20 protein-coding genes are annotated in these 16,347 nt (G+C 66.0%); 13 read left to right on the top strand and 7 right to left on the bottom strand.

The window, feature by feature from the left end; all coding sequences use genetic code 11:
* Positions 1 to 69 precede the first annotated feature (69 nt).
* Positions 70 to 966, top strand: a complete 897-nt coding sequence (locus KK488_RS14660; protein ID WP_214624441.1) for a LysR substrate-binding domain-containing protein — start codon at positions 70 to 72, stop codon at positions 964 to 966.
* 148 nt (positions 967 to 1,114) lie between these two features.
* On the opposite strand, the gene fghA is transcribed toward KK488_RS14660, so the two are convergent.
* Genes fghA through KK488_RS14635 form a run of 5 tightly spaced genes read right to left on the bottom strand, consistent with a single transcriptional unit; the run spans position 1,115 to position 4,292 of the window.
* A complete protein-coding gene (gene fghA, locus KK488_RS14655) occupies positions 1,115 to 1,957 on the bottom strand; it encodes an S-formylglutathione hydrolase (RefSeq protein ID WP_214624440.1) in 843 nt (280 codons plus the stop codon).
* Between the two features lie 4 nt (positions 1,958 to 1,961).
* Positions 1,962 to 2,342 carry a VOC family protein gene (locus KK488_RS14650; protein WP_214624439.1) on the bottom strand — a complete coding sequence of 127 codons (381 nt, stop codon included), beginning with the start codon at positions 2,340 to 2,342 and terminating at the stop codon, positions 1,962 to 1,964.
* A 24-nt stretch (positions 2,343 to 2,366) separates the two neighbouring features.
* The gene (locus tag KK488_RS14645) at positions 2,367 to 2,756 is read right to left on the bottom strand and encodes a VOC family protein (RefSeq protein WP_250890456.1); all 390 of its coding nucleotides are present in this window, start codon (positions 2,754 to 2,756) and stop codon (positions 2,367 to 2,369) included.
* 35 nt (positions 2,757 to 2,791) lie between these two features.
* On the bottom strand, positions 2,792 to 3,163 hold the full coding sequence (locus tag KK488_RS14640; protein ID WP_349356902.1) for a VOC family protein: 372 nt from the start codon (positions 3,161 to 3,163) through the stop codon (positions 2,792 to 2,794).
* A gap of 16 nt (positions 3,164 to 3,179) precedes the next feature.
* Entirely contained in the window at positions 3,180 to 4,292 is a 1,113-nt protein-coding gene (locus KK488_RS14635; RefSeq protein ID WP_214624437.1) for an S-(hydroxymethyl)glutathione dehydrogenase/class III alcohol dehydrogenase, read from the bottom strand.
* A gap of 164 nt (positions 4,293 to 4,456) precedes the next feature.
* Between KK488_RS14635 and KK488_RS14630 the strand changes: the two genes are divergently transcribed.
* Together KK488_RS14630 and KK488_RS14625 are read left to right on the top strand one after the other, a co-directional pair.
* A complete protein-coding gene (locus KK488_RS14630; RefSeq protein WP_214624436.1) occupies positions 4,457 to 4,975 on the top strand; it encodes a nuclear transport factor 2 family protein in 519 nt (172 codons plus the stop codon).
* A gap of 211 nt (positions 4,976 to 5,186) precedes the next feature.
* Positions 5,187 to 5,564 (top strand): hypothetical protein, encoded by a 378-nt coding sequence (locus tag KK488_RS14625; protein WP_214624435.1) that lies wholly within the window; start codon positions 5,187 to 5,189, stop codon positions 5,562 to 5,564.
* 79 nt (positions 5,565 to 5,643) lie between these two features.
* Here the strand turns inward: KK488_RS14625 and KK488_RS21425 are convergent, their stop codons facing one another.
* Together KK488_RS21425 and KK488_RS14615 are read right to left on the bottom strand one after the other, a co-directional pair.
* A complete protein-coding gene (locus KK488_RS21425; protein ID WP_250890454.1) occupies positions 5,644 to 6,321 on the bottom strand; it encodes a PEPxxWA-CTERM sorting domain-containing protein in 678 nt (225 codons plus the stop codon).
* A 166-nt stretch (positions 6,322 to 6,487) separates the two neighbouring features.
* The gene (locus KK488_RS14615) at positions 6,488 to 7,099 is read right to left on the bottom strand and encodes an NAD(P)-dependent oxidoreductase (protein WP_214624434.1); all 612 of its coding nucleotides are present in this window, start codon (positions 7,097 to 7,099) and stop codon (positions 6,488 to 6,490) included.
* 166 nt (positions 7,100 to 7,265) lie between these two features.
* Between KK488_RS14615 and KK488_RS14610 the strand changes: the two genes are divergently transcribed.
* The 10 genes from KK488_RS14610 (at position 7,266) to KK488_RS14565 (ending at position 16,225) form a co-directional block, all read left to right on the top strand.
* Entirely contained in the window at positions 7,266 to 7,628 is a 363-nt protein-coding gene (locus KK488_RS14610; RefSeq protein ID WP_214624433.1) for a response regulator, read from the top strand.
* Between the two features lie 207 nt (positions 7,629 to 7,835).
* Positions 7,836 to 8,987, top strand: coding sequence for an isovaleryl-CoA dehydrogenase (locus KK488_RS14605; protein ID WP_214624432.1), 1,152 nt, complete (start codon positions 7,836 to 7,838; stop codon positions 8,985 to 8,987).
* 144 nt (positions 8,988 to 9,131) lie between these two features.
* Positions 9,132 to 9,392 carry a hypothetical protein gene (locus KK488_RS14600; protein WP_214624431.1) on the top strand — a complete coding sequence of 87 codons (261 nt, stop codon included), beginning with the start codon at positions 9,132 to 9,134 and terminating at the stop codon, positions 9,390 to 9,392.
* Positions 9,389 to 10,015: a TMEM175 family protein gene (locus KK488_RS14595; protein WP_214624430.1), complete on the top strand. Its 627-nt coding sequence runs from the start codon at positions 9,389 to 9,391 to the stop codon at positions 10,013 to 10,015. The genes KK488_RS14600 and KK488_RS14595 overlap by 4 nt, the downstream gene beginning before the upstream one ends.
* Before the next feature lie 151 nt (positions 10,016 to 10,166).
* A complete protein-coding gene (locus KK488_RS14590; protein WP_214624429.1) occupies positions 10,167 to 11,768 on the top strand; it encodes a carboxyl transferase domain-containing protein in 1,602 nt (533 codons plus the stop codon).
* A 125-nt stretch (positions 11,769 to 11,893) separates the two neighbouring features.
* Complete coding sequence (locus tag KK488_RS14585; RefSeq protein ID WP_214624428.1) at positions 11,894 to 12,343, top strand: endonuclease domain-containing protein; 450 nt, start codon at positions 11,894 to 11,896, stop codon at positions 12,341 to 12,343.
* A complete protein-coding gene (locus tag KK488_RS14580) occupies positions 12,337 to 14,262 on the top strand; it encodes an acetyl/propionyl/methylcrotonyl-CoA carboxylase subunit alpha (RefSeq protein WP_214624427.1) in 1,926 nt (641 codons plus the stop codon). Before KK488_RS14585 ends, KK488_RS14580 begins: the two co-directional genes overlap by 7 nt.
* Before the next feature lie 120 nt (positions 14,263 to 14,382).
* Complete coding sequence (locus KK488_RS14575) at positions 14,383 to 14,862, top strand: GNAT family N-acetyltransferase (RefSeq protein ID WP_214624426.1); 480 nt, start codon at positions 14,383 to 14,385, stop codon at positions 14,860 to 14,862.
* Entirely contained in the window at positions 14,859 to 15,314 is a 456-nt protein-coding gene (locus KK488_RS14570; protein ID WP_214624425.1) for a MaoC family dehydratase, read from the top strand. The genes KK488_RS14575 and KK488_RS14570 overlap by 4 nt, the downstream gene beginning before the upstream one ends.
* On the top strand, positions 15,311 to 16,225 hold the full coding sequence (locus KK488_RS14565; RefSeq protein WP_214624424.1) for an HpcH/HpaI aldolase/citrate lyase family protein: 915 nt from the start codon (positions 15,311 to 15,313) through the stop codon (positions 16,223 to 16,225). The genes KK488_RS14570 and KK488_RS14565 overlap by 4 nt, the downstream gene beginning before the upstream one ends.
* Positions 16,226 to 16,347: the final 122 nt, after the last annotated feature.

Genomic DNA, 16,347 nt, shown 5'->3' with positions numbered 1-16,347 from the left:
TATTGCTCGACGCTCCGTCGGACCAACAAAGCCTCGACAATTCGAATAAGCTGAGCTTATGCTTGTCATATGACCGGGCTCCTTCCCCCGCTTGCCGCCGTCCGCGCCTTCGAGGCGGCGGCCCGGCTGCTCAACTTCACCGAGGCGGCGCAGGCGCTCGGCATGAGCCAGGCTGCCGTCAGCTATCAGATCAAGACACTGGAGGAGCGGCTCGGCGTTCCCCTGTTCCACCGCACCGGCCGCCGGGTCGAGTTGACGTCGCAAGGCCAGGCGCTCGCCCCGGTCATCATCCGTGCCTTTGATGAGATGCGGACCGGCTTCGCCAATCTGCGCGCCGACACCGCGTCGGTACTCACCATCAGCTGCACGCAGAGCTTCGCCCATCTCTGGCTGGCGCCGCGCATCGGCCAGTTCCAGATGCTCCAGCCGGATCTCGCCGTGCGCATCCACACCTCCGACCAGCTCGTCGATTTCGCGCGGGATCAGATCGACGTCGCCATTCGCGGGGGCGGCGGCTCATGGCCCGGCAGCGATGCGGAGCTCCTGATCCGCAATCGCGTCGCGCCGCTCTGCAGCCCCGATTTCCTTGCCCGCCACAGCCCGATCGAGACCGCCGCCGATCTCCTCGCCCTGCCCCGCCTCTCGCCCAACGACGCCTGGTGGGAGGCCTGGTTCAAGGCGATGGGCATCGCCACCGAGGCCGGCGAAGGCCCGCCCGCCCTCGCCCTGGACTCGCAGGTGCTGGAAGGCCGCGCCGCCATGGCCGGGCAAGGCTTCGCCATCCTCACCCCCTGGTTCTGGCGCCGCGAAATCGAAGCGGGCCTGCTGGTCGAGCCGGTTCCGTCCAATGTCACCGAAATCATGAACTACTGGGTTGCCTACCCCCACGCCAATCGCAATCTGCCCCGCATCAAGCAGTTCCGCGACTGGATCAGAGGCGAGTTCGCAAGGGAGCGGGACGACTGACCCAGTAATGCCCCCTCCTCTTCAGAGGAGGGGTTGGGTGGTGGCGATGCGTCAGCATCGCTCGCACAGCGATCACGCGGACCGGTCCAGCCCCACCCCAACCCCTCCCCTGAGCCGAAGGCGAGCGAAGCTCAACGGGAGGGGCTGGTTAACGCATCCGCTCCGCATGCCAGCGCACATGCTCGGCCATGAAGGTCGAGATGAAATAATAGCTATGGTCATAGCCCGGCTGCAGGCGGATCGTCGCCTTCTGCCCGGCCGCGTTGCAGGCGCGCTCCAGCAGGCTCGGGCGCAATTGCTCGTCGAGAAACTGGTCGGCATCGCCCTGATCGACGAGGATATCGGCGACGCGCGCGCCGCCCTCCATCAGCGCCACCGCATCATAGCCGGCCCAGGCCGCGCGATCCGCGCCCAGATAGCCGGCCAGCGCCTTCTCTCCCCATGGCACCTGGCCCGGCGCGACGATCGGCGCGAAGGCCGAGACGGACCGGAATGTGTCGGGATTGCGCAGGCCGATCGTCAGCGCGCCATGGCCACCCATGCTGTGCCCCATGATCCCCTGCCGGCGCATGTCGACCGGGAAATTGGCCGCCATCACCACCGGCAGCTCGCGCTCGATGTAGCTGCGCATGCGGTAATTCTTCGCGAACGGCGCCTGCGTCGCGTCGACATAGAAGCCCGCGCCCAGTCCGAAGTCATATTTCCCCTCGGGATCGTCCGGCACACCCTCCCCTCGCGGCGAGGTGTCGGGCGCCACGAAGATCATCTTCGCCGCCGCGCAGGCCGCGCGATATTCGCCCTTCTCCATGACGTTGGCGTGGGTGCAGGTGAGGCCGGACAGATACCAGAGCACCGCCAGCTTCTCGCCCGGCGCATGATCGGGAATGAAGACGGCGAATGTCATCGCCGTCCCCGTCTCCCGGGAGTCATGCCGATAGACGCCCTGCACCCCGCCAAAGGCCTTGTTGGTCGAGAGCGTCTCCAGCGTCATGACGTCATCCCATGCGATGCGTGGCGCACAGCTTGTTGCCGGCCGGGTCACGCAGATAAGCGAGATAGAGCTTGAACAAGGGATTTTCGCGCACGCCCGGCGGATTCTCGATGGGCGTGCCGCCATGGGTGACCCCGGCGGCATGCCAGGCGTCGACCTGCTCGGGCGAAGAGGCGGAAAAGCCGATCGTGCCGCCATTGGCATGCGTCGCCGGCGCACCATTGATGGGCGGCGTCACCAGGAAGATCAGCCCGTCCTTCATGTAGAGGGCCCGCCCTCTGGCATCGAGTGTCCCCGGCTGCACGCCGAGGACACCGAGCACCGCATCGTAGAAGGCTTTCGAGGCCGCAACGTCGTCGGCGCCGACCACGATATGGCTGAACATGGCTTCTCCCCTCAGGTCAGAAGATCAGGCGTCCGCCGGAAGCTGGCAGAAGGTGCAGATCTTGTTGCCGGTCGGATCGCGCAGATAGGCGCCATACGCATTGCCCGGCGCGCCCGGACGCTTGCCCGGCTCGCCGGCGCAGGTGCCGCCATTGGCGAGGCCAGCGGCGTGGAACGCGTCGACCTGCTCCTTGGTCTGGGCGGCGAAGCCGATCGTGCCGCCATTGGCATGGGTCGCCGCTTCGCCGTCCGCCGGCTTGCCGACGCCGAACGCCGCGCCGTCGTGCGAATAGAAGATGACGCCGGGACGGAACTCGTGGCCTGCCGGCCAGCCCAGCGCCCCGAGCGTCGCGTCATAAAAGGCCTTGCCCTTGGCGGGGTCCGTCGCGCCGACCATGACGTGTGTGAATGCCATACTATCTCTCCTTGGTGGTGGTTGAGTGAAAATAATCAGGGTTCAATGGGGCAGATGCCGCAAAGCTTGTGGCCGTCCGGATCGCGCAGATAAGCCGAATAGACTTGCCCGCTCGGGTAGCTGCGCAGGCCCGGCGGATCCTCGATCGCGGTGCCGCCGGCGGCCACGCCGGCCTCCTGCCAGGCATGCACCTGGTCCGGGCTGTCGAGCGTGATCGCAACCGTATTGCCATTGGCCGCGGTCGCGGCGTTGCCGTCGAGCGGTCGCGTGATCATGAGCGCCGCGCCCTTGTGGCGATAGACCAGCGCACCGCGGAAATTGAGCTCTGGGGGCGCGACGCCAAGCACACCCATCACCACGTCATAGAAACGCTTCGACCGGTCGATGTCGTTCGACCCCAGGACCACGCTGCGGAACATCGCCTCAATAGACCACGACAGAGCGAATGCTCTTGCCGGCATGCATGAGGTCGAATGCGGTGTTGATCTCCTCCAGTCCCATCACATGCGTGATCATCGGGTCGATCTCGATCTTCCCGGTCATGTACATGTCGACGATCTTGGGCACGTCGGTGCGGCCCTTGGCGCCGCCGAAGGCCGTGCCGCGCCAGTTGCGCCCGGTGACGAGCTGGAACGGCCGCGTGCTGATCTCCTTGCCGGCCTCGGCCACACCGATGATGATGCTCGTCCCCCAGCCGCGATGGCACGCCTCGAGCGCCGTGCGCATCACCTCGGTGTTGCCGGTCGCATCGAACGTATAGTCCGCGCCGCCGTCGGTCATCGCGACGATCCGCGCGACCACATCCTCACGGCTCATGCCCCTGCTGTTGAGGAACTCGGTCATGCCGAACTTGCGGCCCCATTCCTCGCGATCGGGATTGATGTCGACGCCGATGATCTTGCCCGCGCCGGCAAGCCGCGCGCCCTGGATCACGTTGAGGCCGATGCCGCCCAGGCCGAACACCACGACATTGTCGCCGACCTGCACCCTGGCGGTGTTGATGACCGCGCCGACGCCCGTCGTCACGCCACAGCCGATGTAGCAGCTCGTCTTGAACGGCGCGTCCTCGCGGATCTTCGCCACCGCGATCTCGGGCAGCACGGTGAAGTTCGAGAAGGTCGAGCAGCCCATATAATGGAAGATGGTCTGGCCCTTGTAGCTGAAGCGGCTCGTCCCGTCCGGCATCAGCCCCTTGCCCTGCGTCGCGCGGATCGCCGTGCAGAGATTGGTCTTGCCCGAGAGGCAGGACTTACACTGGCGGCATTCCGGCGTGTAGAGCGGGATGACATGGTCGCCCGGCACGACCGAGGTCACGCCCGCGCCCACCTCACGCACGATGCCGGCGCCCTCATGGCCCAGCACGCTCGGGAAGATGCCCTCGCTGTCGAAGCCGTCCAGCGTATAGGCATCGGTGTGGCAGATGCCCGTCGCCATGATCTCGACCAGCACCTCGCCCGCCTTCGGGCCTTCGAGGTCGAGCTCGACAATCTCCAGCGGCTTCTTCGCCTCGAAGGCCACCGCGGCGCGTGTTTTCATCAGTCTCTCTCCGCTCTCTGGACGCAGCGCGCCCGGAACCCAGCACCTGTTGGTGCCTCGCTTCGATTCGGGCAACCCAAAAGGCGAGTGGACGAAATCATCCCGCTTGCCAGCCCCGCCCTGCTGGCTGTAGGAAAAACTGAACATGATAAGGAGTTGGAGTCGTGGCAGAGGCACAGACCAGGGATGATCTCGCGGCGCGCGTGCAGGCGCTGGAGGACCGCATCGCGATCGAGGAGATATTCCACGCTTATTTCGGCTATGGCCGCTCCAAGGATCATGCCGGCCTGACCGGCTTCTTCGCGCCCGACTTCTACCTCGACATCAACGGCGCGATCGCCACCAATGCGGACGAACTGCTCGCGCTCTACAAGATGGTCGGTGCCGCCAAGCCGCGCCTCACCGGCAAGTTCCACATGCAGCTCACCAACTTCCTCATCAAGGTGGACGGCGACCGGGCGACCTGCTCGCTGCTCTGGACGCAGCAGCTCAACGACACGATCAAGGGCCCGCCCCGCTACATCGAGCAGGGCCGCGAGTTTGACTGGCTGGTCCGCCTCGACGGGGTCTGGAAGATCAAGAAGCGCATCGTCATCGCCGACTCCGGCTCGCCCGACTGCTTCGACGGCACCTGGACCCCGCGCCCCGACTTCTCGTTCGAGACCGAAGCCGCGCCCTGGTGAGCCCATCCTATCCTCGCCCCAGAATGGGGAGAGGATACGCAGCCTTGCGAGCGAAGCGAGTTAGGCGAAGTTGGAGAGGGGGCCGCGACGATGCGCTCTTCACCCCTCTCCAAGGTCCGCTAGCCGACCTGCGGTCGCAAGCTCCCCTATCCTCTCCCCTTTCAGGGGCGAGGAAACTAAAACCGTGCCACCAATCGGGAGACGAATCCTCATGGCGCGCGTTTTGCTGGTGGGCCTGCTGCCTGAGACGGTCGACTTTTCCGATCCCGCCCTGCCACCCGGCATGACGGCGCAGAAGATCCAGGCCGGCATCGACCTCGCCCTCAAGCAGATGCGCGAGCGCGGCTGGGAGGCGCAAGTCTGCCTCCTCCATCCCGACGAGACGGCCGGCCCGGCGGTCACAGCGCACCTGCACGCGAACCGCTATGACTGCGTCGTCATCGGTGCCGGCGTCCGCCTGCCGGCCAAGTCGCTGCTGCTCTTCGAAACGATCGTCAATGCGGTTCACAAGGCGGCGCCGGACAGCGCGATCGCCTTCAACACCACGCCACCCGACACGGGCGATGCCGCCGCGCGCTGGGTCGCCTGACCGTCCCGACGGCAAGCCAAAATGAAAGGGCGCAGCCCGGTGCTCCCGAGCCACGCCCTTTTTCAATGCACCAATGCGATCAGGCGAAGCTGACGGCGGCCTTGCGACGACGCATCGCCGTGCCGGCCAGCGCGAAGCCGCCGATCATCATCGCCCAGGTCGCCGGCTCGGGAACGGCGCCGCTTACGCGCACATTGTCGAGGAACGCATCGACATCGGTCGTGTCCGACAGATAATTGTCGAACTGCAGGTCGAGGCGGCCACCGGCCGTGGTGAACGTGTAGGAGAAGTGCGTGAACAGCGTGTCGAGATTCTGCCCGCCGGTCACGAACGGGAAGTCGACAACCACATAGCTGCTCGACGCGAAGTCATAGAGCGACAGCGCCATGCGCTGCGTGCCCTGGATCGCGCCCAGATCGAATTCCAGCGTATAGACGCCGGCTACCGCGTTGAACGACTGGTAGAGCCGCGCATTGTTGGCGACATTGCCCGCGCCGAAAGTCGCGAACTGATTGGCCAGCGCGCCTGCCGAGGAACCGGCGCCCGCCGTGTTGCAGCACGCCTGATAGTCCGAGCCCTTCAGGATGCGGATCGTCTCGGGGATGAAGGGCGCCTGCGAATTGGCCAGCACCTGCCAGCCCGGAATGGTCAGATCATAACCGGACTCGAAATCGCCATTGACGATCAGGTTGGCGGCACTGGCCGGAACGGCGGCAAGCACCACTGGCGCGCAAAACAGCGCAAGGCTCTTCATCATGATTTGACTCCCACGTCAGATTGATAAGGCCTTATTTACCAGAAACGGGCGGATTCGCTACCGACTTAACCAACCGGGACACGCTTGAACCCTGTCTCGTTTCGGCACGGAATCCCGACGATCCGGCGCGCTTGCCCGATGAGGGACCCGCGCGCCGCACGTTCGATCAGTAACCGACGGTGAAGCGCTCGTTCTTGTGCTTGGGGGCTTCGATCTCGTCGATCAGCGCGACCGCGAAATCCTCATAGCTGATCGAGCTCTTGCCGTCGGCGGCGGTCAGCAGATCGTCCTTGCCGAGGCGGAACTTGCCGGTGCGCTCGCCGGGGCCGAAGAACATGGACGGCGAGAGGAACGTCCAGTCGAAGCCCTGCCCCGCCTTGAGCTGATCGAGGAACACACGCGCCGGCCCGGCCTCGACCGTGACGAAATCGGGGAAGCCCGGCGTGTCGAGCAGCACGACGCCTTCGTCGTTCTTCAGGCTGGCCGCGCCGCCCACGACATAGAGCGTGGCGCCCGCTTTCCTGGCGACGTCGAACACGTTCTGGAAGTTGAGCGACTTGAACGGCATGGAGAGGATCACCGCGTCATGGCCGGCGAGCTTCGCCGCCGTCGCGTCGACCTCGTCGACATCGGCCTTCACCCAGGTCACGCCGTCGCGCGGCGCCTGCTCGTCGGCATGGCGTGACAGGCCGGTGACCGTGTGGCCACGGCTCAGCGCTTCGGTGACGAGACGCTGGCCGGCATTGCCGGTGGCGCCGAGGATCGCGATCTTTGACATGAATTTTCTCCCTCTCCAGTGCGACGCGGCCTTCCTGCGCCGAAGTTGACTTTGTAACTTTGAAGCCAATCGAATTGAAAGACAAGCGGCACTTTATCTGTGCGCGGATGATCACATCGCTTGCATGGCCCTTGATTCTTCTGCATATTTTTTCCGGGAGAATAGAATGTCACCAGCCAAGCGCGTTGTAATCGTCGATGACGAGGTGCTGATCGCATGGCACCTGCGCAAGATTTGCGAGGATAGCGGATCGCAGGTCGTCGGCGTCGCCCATGGCGTCCCGTCGGCCCTGAAGATGATCCTCGGCGAGAAGCCCGATTATGTGCTGATGGACCTGCGCCTGGGCGAACAACGCGACGGCGTGGATGTCGCCCGCGAAGTGCTCGCCAAGCTGCCCAGGACCAAATTCATCTTCGTCACCGGCTCGAAGGAAAATCTCTCTATCGCCCGCATCGAGAGCGTGAAGCCGCAGGACATCTTCATCAAGCCGGTCCCGCCCGCCGCCATCACCCAGGCGTTGAGCAAATAGGAGGGCTTGGCTCCATCTTGAAGCTCCGCTCCCCTTTAATATCTTAACCTTTCTGTTGAGGAAGGCGGGCGCGGATCACGCAAGAAAATGCCGTCCTCCCCTCCTTTCGCGCAAGCAACTGCGCCTCAGCCATTCGTGAAATAAAATTGCGCAGACCTCCCCTGGCAGCTAAAAGGCCGCGCAATCGCAGGCAGATGGAGAGGCCGCATGGAGCAACTGGATTTCTCGCTCGGCGAGACGGCGGACATGATCCGCGAGAGCTGCCGTCGCTTCGCCGCCGACCGCATCGCGCCGATCGCCGCGCGCGTCGACCGCGAGGACTGGTTCCCGGTCGATCTCTGGCGCGAAATGGGTGAACTGGGCCTCCATGGCATCACCGTGAAGGAAGAGGATGGCGGCCTGGGCCTCGGCTATCTCGAGCATGTCATCGCCTGCGAGGAGATCGGTCGCGCGTCCGCCTCGGTCGGCCTGTCCTATGGCGCGCACTCCAATCTCTGCATCAACCAGATCGCCCGCTGGGGCAGCCCCGAGCAGAAGGCGAAATATCTCCCCGGCCTGATCAGCGGCGCCCATGTCGGCAGCCTCGCCATGTCGGAGGCCGGGGCGGGCTCCGATGTTGTCAGCATGAAGCTGCGCGCAGAGGGCGTGCAGGGCGGCTATGTGCTCAACGGCACCAAATTCTGGATCACCAACGCGCCTTACGCCGAGACGCTCGTCGTCTATGCCAAGACCGACCCGGCCGCCGGATCGCGCGGCATCACCGCCTTCCTGATCGAGAAGGGCATGGAGGGCTTCTCGATCGGGCAGAAGATCGAGAAGATGGGCATGCGCGGTTCGCCCACCGCCGAGCTGGTGTTCGATGACTGCCACGTGCCCGAGGAGAATGTCATGGGCGGCGTCGGCAACGGCGTCAAAGTGCTGATGTCCGGCCTCGACTATGAGCGCGTCGTCCTCTCCGGCATCCAGCTCGGCATCATGCAGGCCTGCCTCGACACGGTCCTGCCCTATGTCCGCGAGCGCAAGCAGTTCGGCCAGCCGATCGGCGCCTTCCAGCTCATGCAGGCCAAGATCGCCGACATGTATGTCGCGCTCAATTCCGCCCGCGCCTATGTCTATGCCGTCGCCAAGGCCTGCGATGCCGGCCAGACCACCCGCTTCGACGCCGCCGGCGCCATCCTCCTCGCTTCCGAGAATGCCGTGAAAGTCGCCCTCGAAGCCGTGCAGGCGCTGGGCGGCGCCGGCTACACCACCGACTGGCCGGTCGAGCGCTATCTGCGCGACGCCAAGCTGCTCGACATCGGCGCCGGCACCAACGAGATCCGCCGCATGCTGATCGGCCGCGAGCTGGTGGGAGCGTGAGGAGAGGAACCCAGCTCCTCCCCGGCACGGGGAGGTGGCAGCCCGAAGGGCTGACGGAGGGGTCTCCTCCAAACGCCGCGCCGAAGCCCCCTCCACCATTCGCTGCGCGAACGGTCCCCCTCCCCGTTCCGGGGAGGATCTGAGGTGTCCCAGACCCTCCTCACCGCGCTCCAATATTACGGCGCCGCCGCCGCCACGATCGCCGCGCTCGTCGTCGCGCTCGATTTCGGCCGGCGCGTCACGGGCTGGGCCTTCGTCCTGTTCGTCACCAGTTCGCTCGCGCTCATCGCCTGGGGCTTCCTCCAGCCCGAGAGCGAAGGGATCGGCTGGCAGAATGTCGCGCTGCTGCTTATCAATGCCACCGGCGTCTATCGCTACCTGATCCGCAAGAAGGAGCCGGCATGAGCGCAGGGGGAAAGAATGGCACGGCGGTCAACGACCACCGGCTGGAGCGGCTGATCTTCTTCTCCGACGCGGTGATCGCCATCGCGATCACGCTGCTGATCATCGAGATTCACCCGCCGCATCTGCAGGCCGGGCAGAATGCCTGGCATGCGCTGGCCGAGCTCGGCCCGGAATTTTTCGGCTTCGCATTGAGCTTCGCCGTCATTGGCCGCTTCTGGGTGGGCCATCATAGCGCGCTCGGCACGATGACCGCCTATGACCCCCGCGTTCTCGTGCCCAACATGGCCTTCCTGATGGTCATCGCCTTCATGCCCTTCGCGACCGGCTTCCTCAGCCTCAATCTCGGCGAGGAAGTGCCCGCCATCTTCTACAACGTCACCCTCACCGCGCTGGCCGTGCTGAACGCCTGGGTCATCTTCGTCGCGACCGATCAGGCGCATGAGAAGGGCACGCCCTTCCCGCCCCATCTGCGCGACCTGCGCGCCCGCGCTCTCTCGGTCATCATCGCCTCGCTGCTGGCGGTCGCGCTGGCCTTCGTGATCCCCGCGATCAGCCAGATCGCCCTCTTCACCATCCCCCTCTGGCGCGCCCTGCTCGCCCGCCTGCGGAGCGTCGCGACATGAGCACCACACAAGTTCCTCCCCAAGCTCGCTTGGGGAGGGGGACCGCCGAAAGCGGTGGAGGGGTGCCGCGAAGCGGCGTTGCGCCCTTTCCCCTCCACCACTCGCTGCGCGAGCGGTCCCCCTCCCCGAGCAAGCTCAGGGAGGATCAATCATGACCGGCCCCGTCCTCCCTACTTCCGTCGACACGGCCAGCGACGACTTCGCCGCCCGCGCCGCCCACAACAAGGCCCTGCGCGATCGCCTCTATGCCGATGTCGCGACCGCCGCCCTCGGCGGCGGCGAGCGCGCCCGCGAACGTCACACGGCGCGCGGCAAGCTCCTCCCCCGCGAGCGCGTCGAGCGCCTGCTCGATCCCGGCAGCCCGTTCCTCGAGATCGGCCAGCTCGCCGCGCACGGACTCTACGACGGCGAGGTCCCCGGCGCCGGCATCGTCGCGGGTATCGGCCGCGTCGCCGGCCGGCAGGTCATGATCGCCGTCAACGACGCCACCGTGAAGGGCGGCACCTATTATCCGCTCAGCGTGAAGAAGCATCTGCGCGCCCAGGAAATCGCGCAGGAAAATCGCCTCCCCTGCATCTACCTCGTCGACTCAGGCGGCGCCAACCTGCCCCACCAGAGCGAGGTCTTCCCGGACCGCGACCATTTCGGCCGCATCTTCTTCAACCAGGCCAACATGTCCGCGCAGGGCATCGCCCAGATCGCCTGCGTCATGGGCTTCTGCACCGCGGGCGGCGCCTATGTCCCGGCCATGTCCGACGAAAGCGTGATCGTGCGCGGGCAAGGCACCATCTTCCTCGCCGGGCCGCCGCTGGTGAAGGCCGCAACGGGCGAGGAGATCAGCGCCGAGGATCTGGGCGGCGGCGAGCTCCACGCCCGCAGGTCCGGCGTCGCCGATCATCTCGCCGAGAATGACGAGCATGCCCTGACCATCGTGCGCGACATTATCAGCCACCTCCCCGCCGATCGCGCGCCCGACATCCCCCTGATCGACCCGCGCCCGCCCAAATACGCGCCCGAAGAGCTGTACGGCATCATCCCCCAGGATGTCCGCGCGCCCTATGACGTGCACGAGGTCATCGCCCGCATCGTCGACGGCAGCGAGTTCCACGAGTTCAAGGCGCTCTACGGTTCCACCCTGGTCTGCGGCTTCGCCCATATCTGGGGCATGCCGGTCGCGATCCTCGCCAATAACGGCGTGCTCTTCTCCGAAAGCGCACAGAAAGGCGCCCATTTCATCGAGCTCGCCTGCCAGCGCCGCACGCCTTTGCTCTTCCTCCAGAACATCAGCGGCTTCATGGTCGGTGGCAAATATGAGGCGGAAGGCATTGCAAAACATGGCGCGAAGCTGGTGACCGCCGTCGCCACCGCGCAGGTGCCCAAGATCACAGTCCTGATCGGCGGCAGCTTCGGCGCCGGCAATTACGGCATGGCCGGTCGCGGCTATTCCCCCCGCTTCCTGTTCAGCTGGCCGAACAGCCGGATCAGCGTCATGGGCGGCGAACAGGCCGCGAGCGTCCTCGCCACGGTCAACCGCGACGCCGCCGACTGGACCCCCGAGCAGGCCGAAGCCTTCAAGGCCCCGATCCGCGCGAAATTCGAGGAGGAAGGCGACCCCTGGTACGCCACCGCCCGCCTCTGGGACGACGGCATCATCGACCCGGCGCAGACCCGCGACGTCCTCGGCCTCGCCTTCGCCACGACCCTGAACGCGCCGATCCCCGAAAGGGCAGCCTTCGGGCTGTTCCGGATGTGAGGGAGAGCGCCGCACCAATTCCTCCCCGGCACGGGGAGGACCACCCAAAGGGTGGTGGAGGGGTCCCGCAAGTCCTCTCGTCGCCGATCAAACAGGTAAAACGCGCCCGCCACCTCCGCCAGGACATGTCGCTCCCGGAAGTCCTTCTCTGGCAGGCCCTGCGCAAACGCCCCGGCAACCTAAAATTCCGCCGCCAGTTCCCGCAAGCCGGTTACATCATCGACTTTGCCTGCCTCGAAGCCCGCCTCGCGATCGAAGTGGACGGCGAAGCCCATGAGCGGCGCGACAGACCCGAGCGCGACGAACGACGCGACGCGGCATTGCTTGCCGCAGGTTTCCAGACCCTGCGCATCCCCGCCAAGGATGTCCTGAAGACCTTGGAAGCCGTCGTGACGCACATCGTCATGACATGCCACGCCCGAAGCCCCCTCCACCACCGGCCTGCGGCCGGCGGTCCCCCTCCCCGTTCCGGGGAGGAATTGTCCGCCCCAAATCCTCCCCGGAACGGGGAGGTGGCAGCCCGCAGGGCTGACGGAGGGGTCCCACTCAACGCGGCGAAAAGGCGCTCATGCTGACCTCCCTCCTCATCGCCAACCGCGGCGAGATCGCCTGCCGCATCATCCGCACCGCGCGGCGCTTGGGGCTGCGCACCGTCGCCGTCTATTCCGATGCCGACACCAACGCGCTTCACGTCCGCAGCGCCGACGAGGCCGTCCATATCGGCCCCTCCCCGGCGCGCGAGTCCTATCTCGTCGGCGAGAAGATCATCGCCGCCGCCAGGGCCACCGGGGCAGAGGCCATCCACCCCGGCTACGGCTTCCTCAGCGAGAATGCCGACTTCGCCCAGGCCGTCCTCGACGCCGGCCTCGTCTGGGTCGGCCCCCGCCCCGATTCCATCCGCGCCATGGGCCTCAAGGACGCCGCCAAGGCGCGCATGATCGCCGCCGGCGTCCCCGTCACGCCCGGCTATCTCGGCGAGGACCAGTCGCCCACGCGCCTGCAATCCGAGGCCGACGCGATCGGCTACCCGATCCTCATCAAGGCCGTGGCAGGCGGCGGCGGCAAGGGCATGCGCCGCGTCGACGCGCCCGAGGATTTCGTCGATGCCCTCGCCTCCTGCCAGCGCGAGGCCGCCTCCTCCTTCGGCGACGACCGCGTGCTGCTCGAGAAGTATATCCTCTCGCCGCGCCATATCGAGGTGCAGGTGTTCGGCGACACCCACGGCAACATCGTCCACCTCTTCGAGCGCGATTGCTCCCTCCAGCGCCGCCACCAGAAGGTGATCGAGGAAGCCCCCGCCCCCGGCATGGACCCGGCCACCCGCGAGGCCATCTGCGCCGCCGCCGTCCGCGCCGCCAGGGCGGTCGACTATGTCGGCGCCGGCACCATCGAGTTCATCGCCGATGCCAGCTCCGGCCTCTCCGCCGATCGCATCTGGTTCATGGAGATGAACACCCGCCTGCAGGTCGAGCATCCGGTGACGGAGGAGATTACCGGCGTCGATCTGGTGGAGTGGCAATTGCGCGTCGCGTCCGGCGAGCCGCTGCCCAAGCGGCAGGAGGAGCTGTCGATCAACGGCCATGCCATCGAGGCGCGGCTCTATGCCGAGGATCCAGCCAAGGGGTTCCTGCCGAGCACGGGGCGACTTGCGGTGTTCGATCTCGATCGCTTCAGAAGCTCTGCCCGCATCGACACCGGTGTGGAGCGAGGCGGTGAGATCAGCCCATTTTATGATCCGATGATCGCCAAGATCATCGGCCACGCTGCTGACCGGACAGAAGCAGCGGAAGACGTTGTAGGAGAGCTCCTGAATTGCGCCATCTGGCCGGTCCAGACCAATGCCGGCTTTCTCGTCGGGCTTCTTCGCGAAGAAGCCTTTCTCGAAGGCCGGGTGGATACGGGGCTGATCGAGAGAAATATCGAGACGCTCACTGCTGAGCCTGAGCCGGCGGCGGGCATCTTGAATGCCGCTATGAGAGTTCTTGACCGGGCCTCGGACAATCAGACCTTCACCGCCTGCGACCTGGTCGATCGGGGCGGCTCAACAGCATGGAGCATCGACAACGGATTCCGATTGAACGGCCCGTCGGTTCTGACAGCACGGCTGATCGATCAACACGGGAATATCCACACCTTTGAACTGGGCAATGGCGTTGATCCGGCATTCGTTCAGCGACAGGACGGCTGGGCTATCGTTCCCGAGCTGGGCTTCACATTCGCGTTCAAGCCCTACGCCATTTATGGCTCCGCCACCGCATCGGCTGGCAACGGCACCATCCTCGCCCCCATGCCCGGCCGTATCATCGCGGTCGACGTCGCGGCGGGCGACGCCGTCACCAGGGGCCAGAAGCTCCTCACCCTCGAAGCCATGAAGATGGAGCACAGCCTTACCGCCCCCTTCGACGGCACCGTCGCCGAGCTCAACGCCGTCGCCGGCGCGCAGGTGCAAGTGGAGGCGTTGCTGGCGCGGATCGAGCCAAAGCCGGAGGAATAGTCCGTCGTCTGTCCTATTCGTGATGTTTCCGCTATGACCGATCATACAACACACTGAAATATAGAAGTTTTTATAATATTCATATGCATCACACGTGCGAGGTTAGAGAAGATCGCCGCCATGCCCTTGAAAAGCCTCATCATTCGCGACGCGACCGTAGCGGACCTTCCCGCCATCGTCGCCATGCTGGCGGACGATGCGCTCGGTTCCGTGCGTGAGGATGCCTCGATCCCGCTCGACGAGGGCTATCTGCGCGCGTTCGAGGCGATCGACTCGGACCCGAACCAGCAGCTCGTCATCGCCGCGCTGGACGGCGCGATCATCGGCACGCTGCAGCTGAGCTTCCTCCCCGGCCTCTCCTATCGCGGCGCGTGGCGCGGCCAGATCGAGGCGGTGCGCATCGCCCGGGGCCTGCGCGGCCAGGGCCTCGGCGCCCGGTTCATCGGCTGGGCGGTCGAGCGCTGCCGCGCGCGTGGCTGCCATCTCGTCCAGCTCACCTCCAACAGCGTGCGGATCGATGCGCATCGCTTCTACGAGCGGCTCGGCTTCGCCAGGAGCCATGCCGGCTTCAAACTCACGCTTGACGGAGTCTCCTCATGACCGCCCGCTATTTCGACGAGCTGACCATCGGCGACGTCATCGTCCACCCGATCCGCCGCACCGTCACCGAGACCGACAATCTCCTCTGGTCGACGCTGACCCACAATCCCCAGCCGCTGCATCTCGACATCGAGGCGGCGAAGGCGAGCGAGTTCGGCCAGATCCTGGTCAACTCGACCTTCACCTTCAGCCTGATGGTCGGCCTCTCGGTCGAGGGCACGACGCATGGCTGCCTGGTCGCCAATCTCGGCTTCGACAAGGTTGTGCTGCCCAAGCCGGTGTTCATCGGCGACACGCTGCGCTGCGAGAGCAGGGTGACAGCCCTGCGCGACAGCAAGTCGCGGCCGACCGCAGGCATCGCCACCTGGGAGCATCGCGTCTATAATCAGCGCGACGAGATCGTCTGCCAGTGCCTGCGCACCGCCCTGCTCCATAAGAAGCCCGCCGCATGAGGCACTTGCGCTCGCTCCTGTTCGTGCCGGGCGACCGGCCGGAGCGCTTCGCCAAGGCGGCGGCGAGCGGCGCGGACGCGATCATCCTCGATCTGGAGGACAGCGTCGTGCCGGCGCGCAAGGCGGACGCGCGCAAGGCCGTGGCGGACTGGCTGGCGAGCGAGCGCGACGTCCCCGCGATCGTGCGCGTCAATCCCCTCGGCAGTGACCAGATCGACGCCGACATCGCCTGCCTGCGCCGCATCGCGCCGGATGCGATCATGCTGCCCAAGGCGGAAGGCGCGGAGTCCATCGCCACGCTGGACAGCCTGCTCGGCGATCTCGACGCGCCGATCATCCCGATCGCCACCGAGACCCCCGCCGCCATCTTCGAGCTCGGCAGCTACCGCGCCTGTGCCGATCGCCTCGCCGGCCTCAGCTGGGGCGCGGAGGATCTCCCCGCCGCCATCGGCGCCGCCACCTCGCGGGAGGAGGACGGGCGCTACACCGCGCCCTATGAACTGGTCCGCAGCCTCACCCTCTTCGCCGCCCATGCCGCCGCCGTGCCCGCCATCGACACGGTCTTTCCCGCGATCAGGGACGAGTCCGGCCTCGCCGCCTATGTCGCCCGCGCCGCGCGCGACGGCTTTACCGCCATGCTCGCCATCCACCCGGCGCAGGTGGCGGTCATCAACGCCGGCTTCACCCCCGGCGCCGGGGAGATCGCCAGGGCGCAAGCCATCATCGCCGCCTTCGCCGACAATCCCGGCGCCGGCGCCCTCGCGCTCGACGGCAAGATGATCGACCGCCCCCATCTCATCCAGGCCCAGCACGTGCTTGCGCGCGCCGCCGCTTCACTCCTCCCGTCCGAGGGAGGGGCTTTCTCCAAGGCGTTCAACCGGTCGAAGCCGCACACCACTTCATCCCGTTGAAAAGAAAAATATTCCCGCCCCTCTGGAAAAATATCGATCGGTACACAAATAAGCCTTGAACGGCCCGGCGCAGAATACTATATCGATCGGTATGGAATGAGGCGCCCAGCTTCAGTCCGTTC

The sequence above is a fragment of the Sphingobium nicotianae genome (genome assembly GCF_018603885.1).
Taxonomy (GTDB): Bacteria; Pseudomonadota; Alphaproteobacteria; order Sphingomonadales; family Sphingomonadaceae; genus Sphingobium; species Sphingobium nicotianae.
Note: the sequence above shows the minus strand (reverse complement) of the source record. Positions and strands in the feature narration are given on the sequence as shown.

Coding starts and splice junctions, on each gene's coding strand:
- KK488_RS14660 (WP_214624441.1), top strand. CDS start 70: ATGACCGGGCTCCTTCCCCCGCTTGCCGCCGTCCGCGCCTTCGAGGCG.
- fghA (WP_214624440.1), bottom strand. CDS start 1,957: ATGACGCTGGAGACGCTCTCGACCAACAAGGCCTTTGGCGGGGTGCAG.
- KK488_RS14650 (WP_214624439.1), bottom strand. CDS start 2,342: ATGTTCAGCCATATCGTGGTCGGCGCCGACGACGTTGCGGCCTCGAAA.
- KK488_RS14645 (WP_250890456.1), bottom strand. CDS start 2,756: ATGGCATTCACACACGTCATGGTCGGCGCGACGGACCCCGCCAAGGGC.
- KK488_RS14635 (WP_214624437.1), bottom strand. CDS start 4,292: ATGAAAACACGCGCCGCGGTGGCCTTCGAGGCGAAGAAGCCGCTGGAG.
- KK488_RS14625 (WP_214624435.1), top strand. CDS start 5,187: ATGGCGCGCGTTTTGCTGGTGGGCCTGCTGCCTGAGACGGTCGACTTT.
- KK488_RS21425 (WP_250890454.1), bottom strand. CDS start 6,321: ATGATGAAGAGCCTTGCGCTGTTTTGCGCGCCAGTGGTGCTTGCCGCC.
- KK488_RS14615 (WP_214624434.1), bottom strand. CDS start 7,099: ATGTCAAAGATCGCGATCCTCGGCGCCACCGGCAATGCCGGCCAGCGT.
- KK488_RS14610 (WP_214624433.1), top strand. CDS start 7,266: ATGTCACCAGCCAAGCGCGTTGTAATCGTCGATGACGAGGTGCTGATC.
- KK488_RS14605 (WP_214624432.1), top strand. CDS start 7,836: ATGGAGCAACTGGATTTCTCGCTCGGCGAGACGGCGGACATGATCCGC.
- KK488_RS14595 (WP_214624430.1), top strand. CDS start 9,389: ATGAGCGCAGGGGGAAAGAATGGCACGGCGGTCAACGACCACCGGCTG.
- KK488_RS14590 (WP_214624429.1), top strand. CDS start 10,167: ATGACCGGCCCCGTCCTCCCTACTTCCGTCGACACGGCCAGCGACGAC.
- KK488_RS14585 (WP_214624428.1), top strand. CDS start 11,894: ATGTCGCTCCCGGAAGTCCTTCTCTGGCAGGCCCTGCGCAAACGCCCC.
- KK488_RS14580 (WP_214624427.1), top strand. CDS start 12,337: ATGCTGACCTCCCTCCTCATCGCCAACCGCGGCGAGATCGCCTGCCGC.
- KK488_RS14575 (WP_214624426.1), top strand. CDS start 14,383: ATGCCCTTGAAAAGCCTCATCATTCGCGACGCGACCGTAGCGGACCTT.
- KK488_RS14570 (WP_214624425.1), top strand. CDS start 14,859: ATGACCGCCCGCTATTTCGACGAGCTGACCATCGGCGACGTCATCGTC.
- KK488_RS14565 (WP_214624424.1), top strand. CDS start 15,311: ATGAGGCACTTGCGCTCGCTCCTGTTCGTGCCGGGCGACCGGCCGGAG.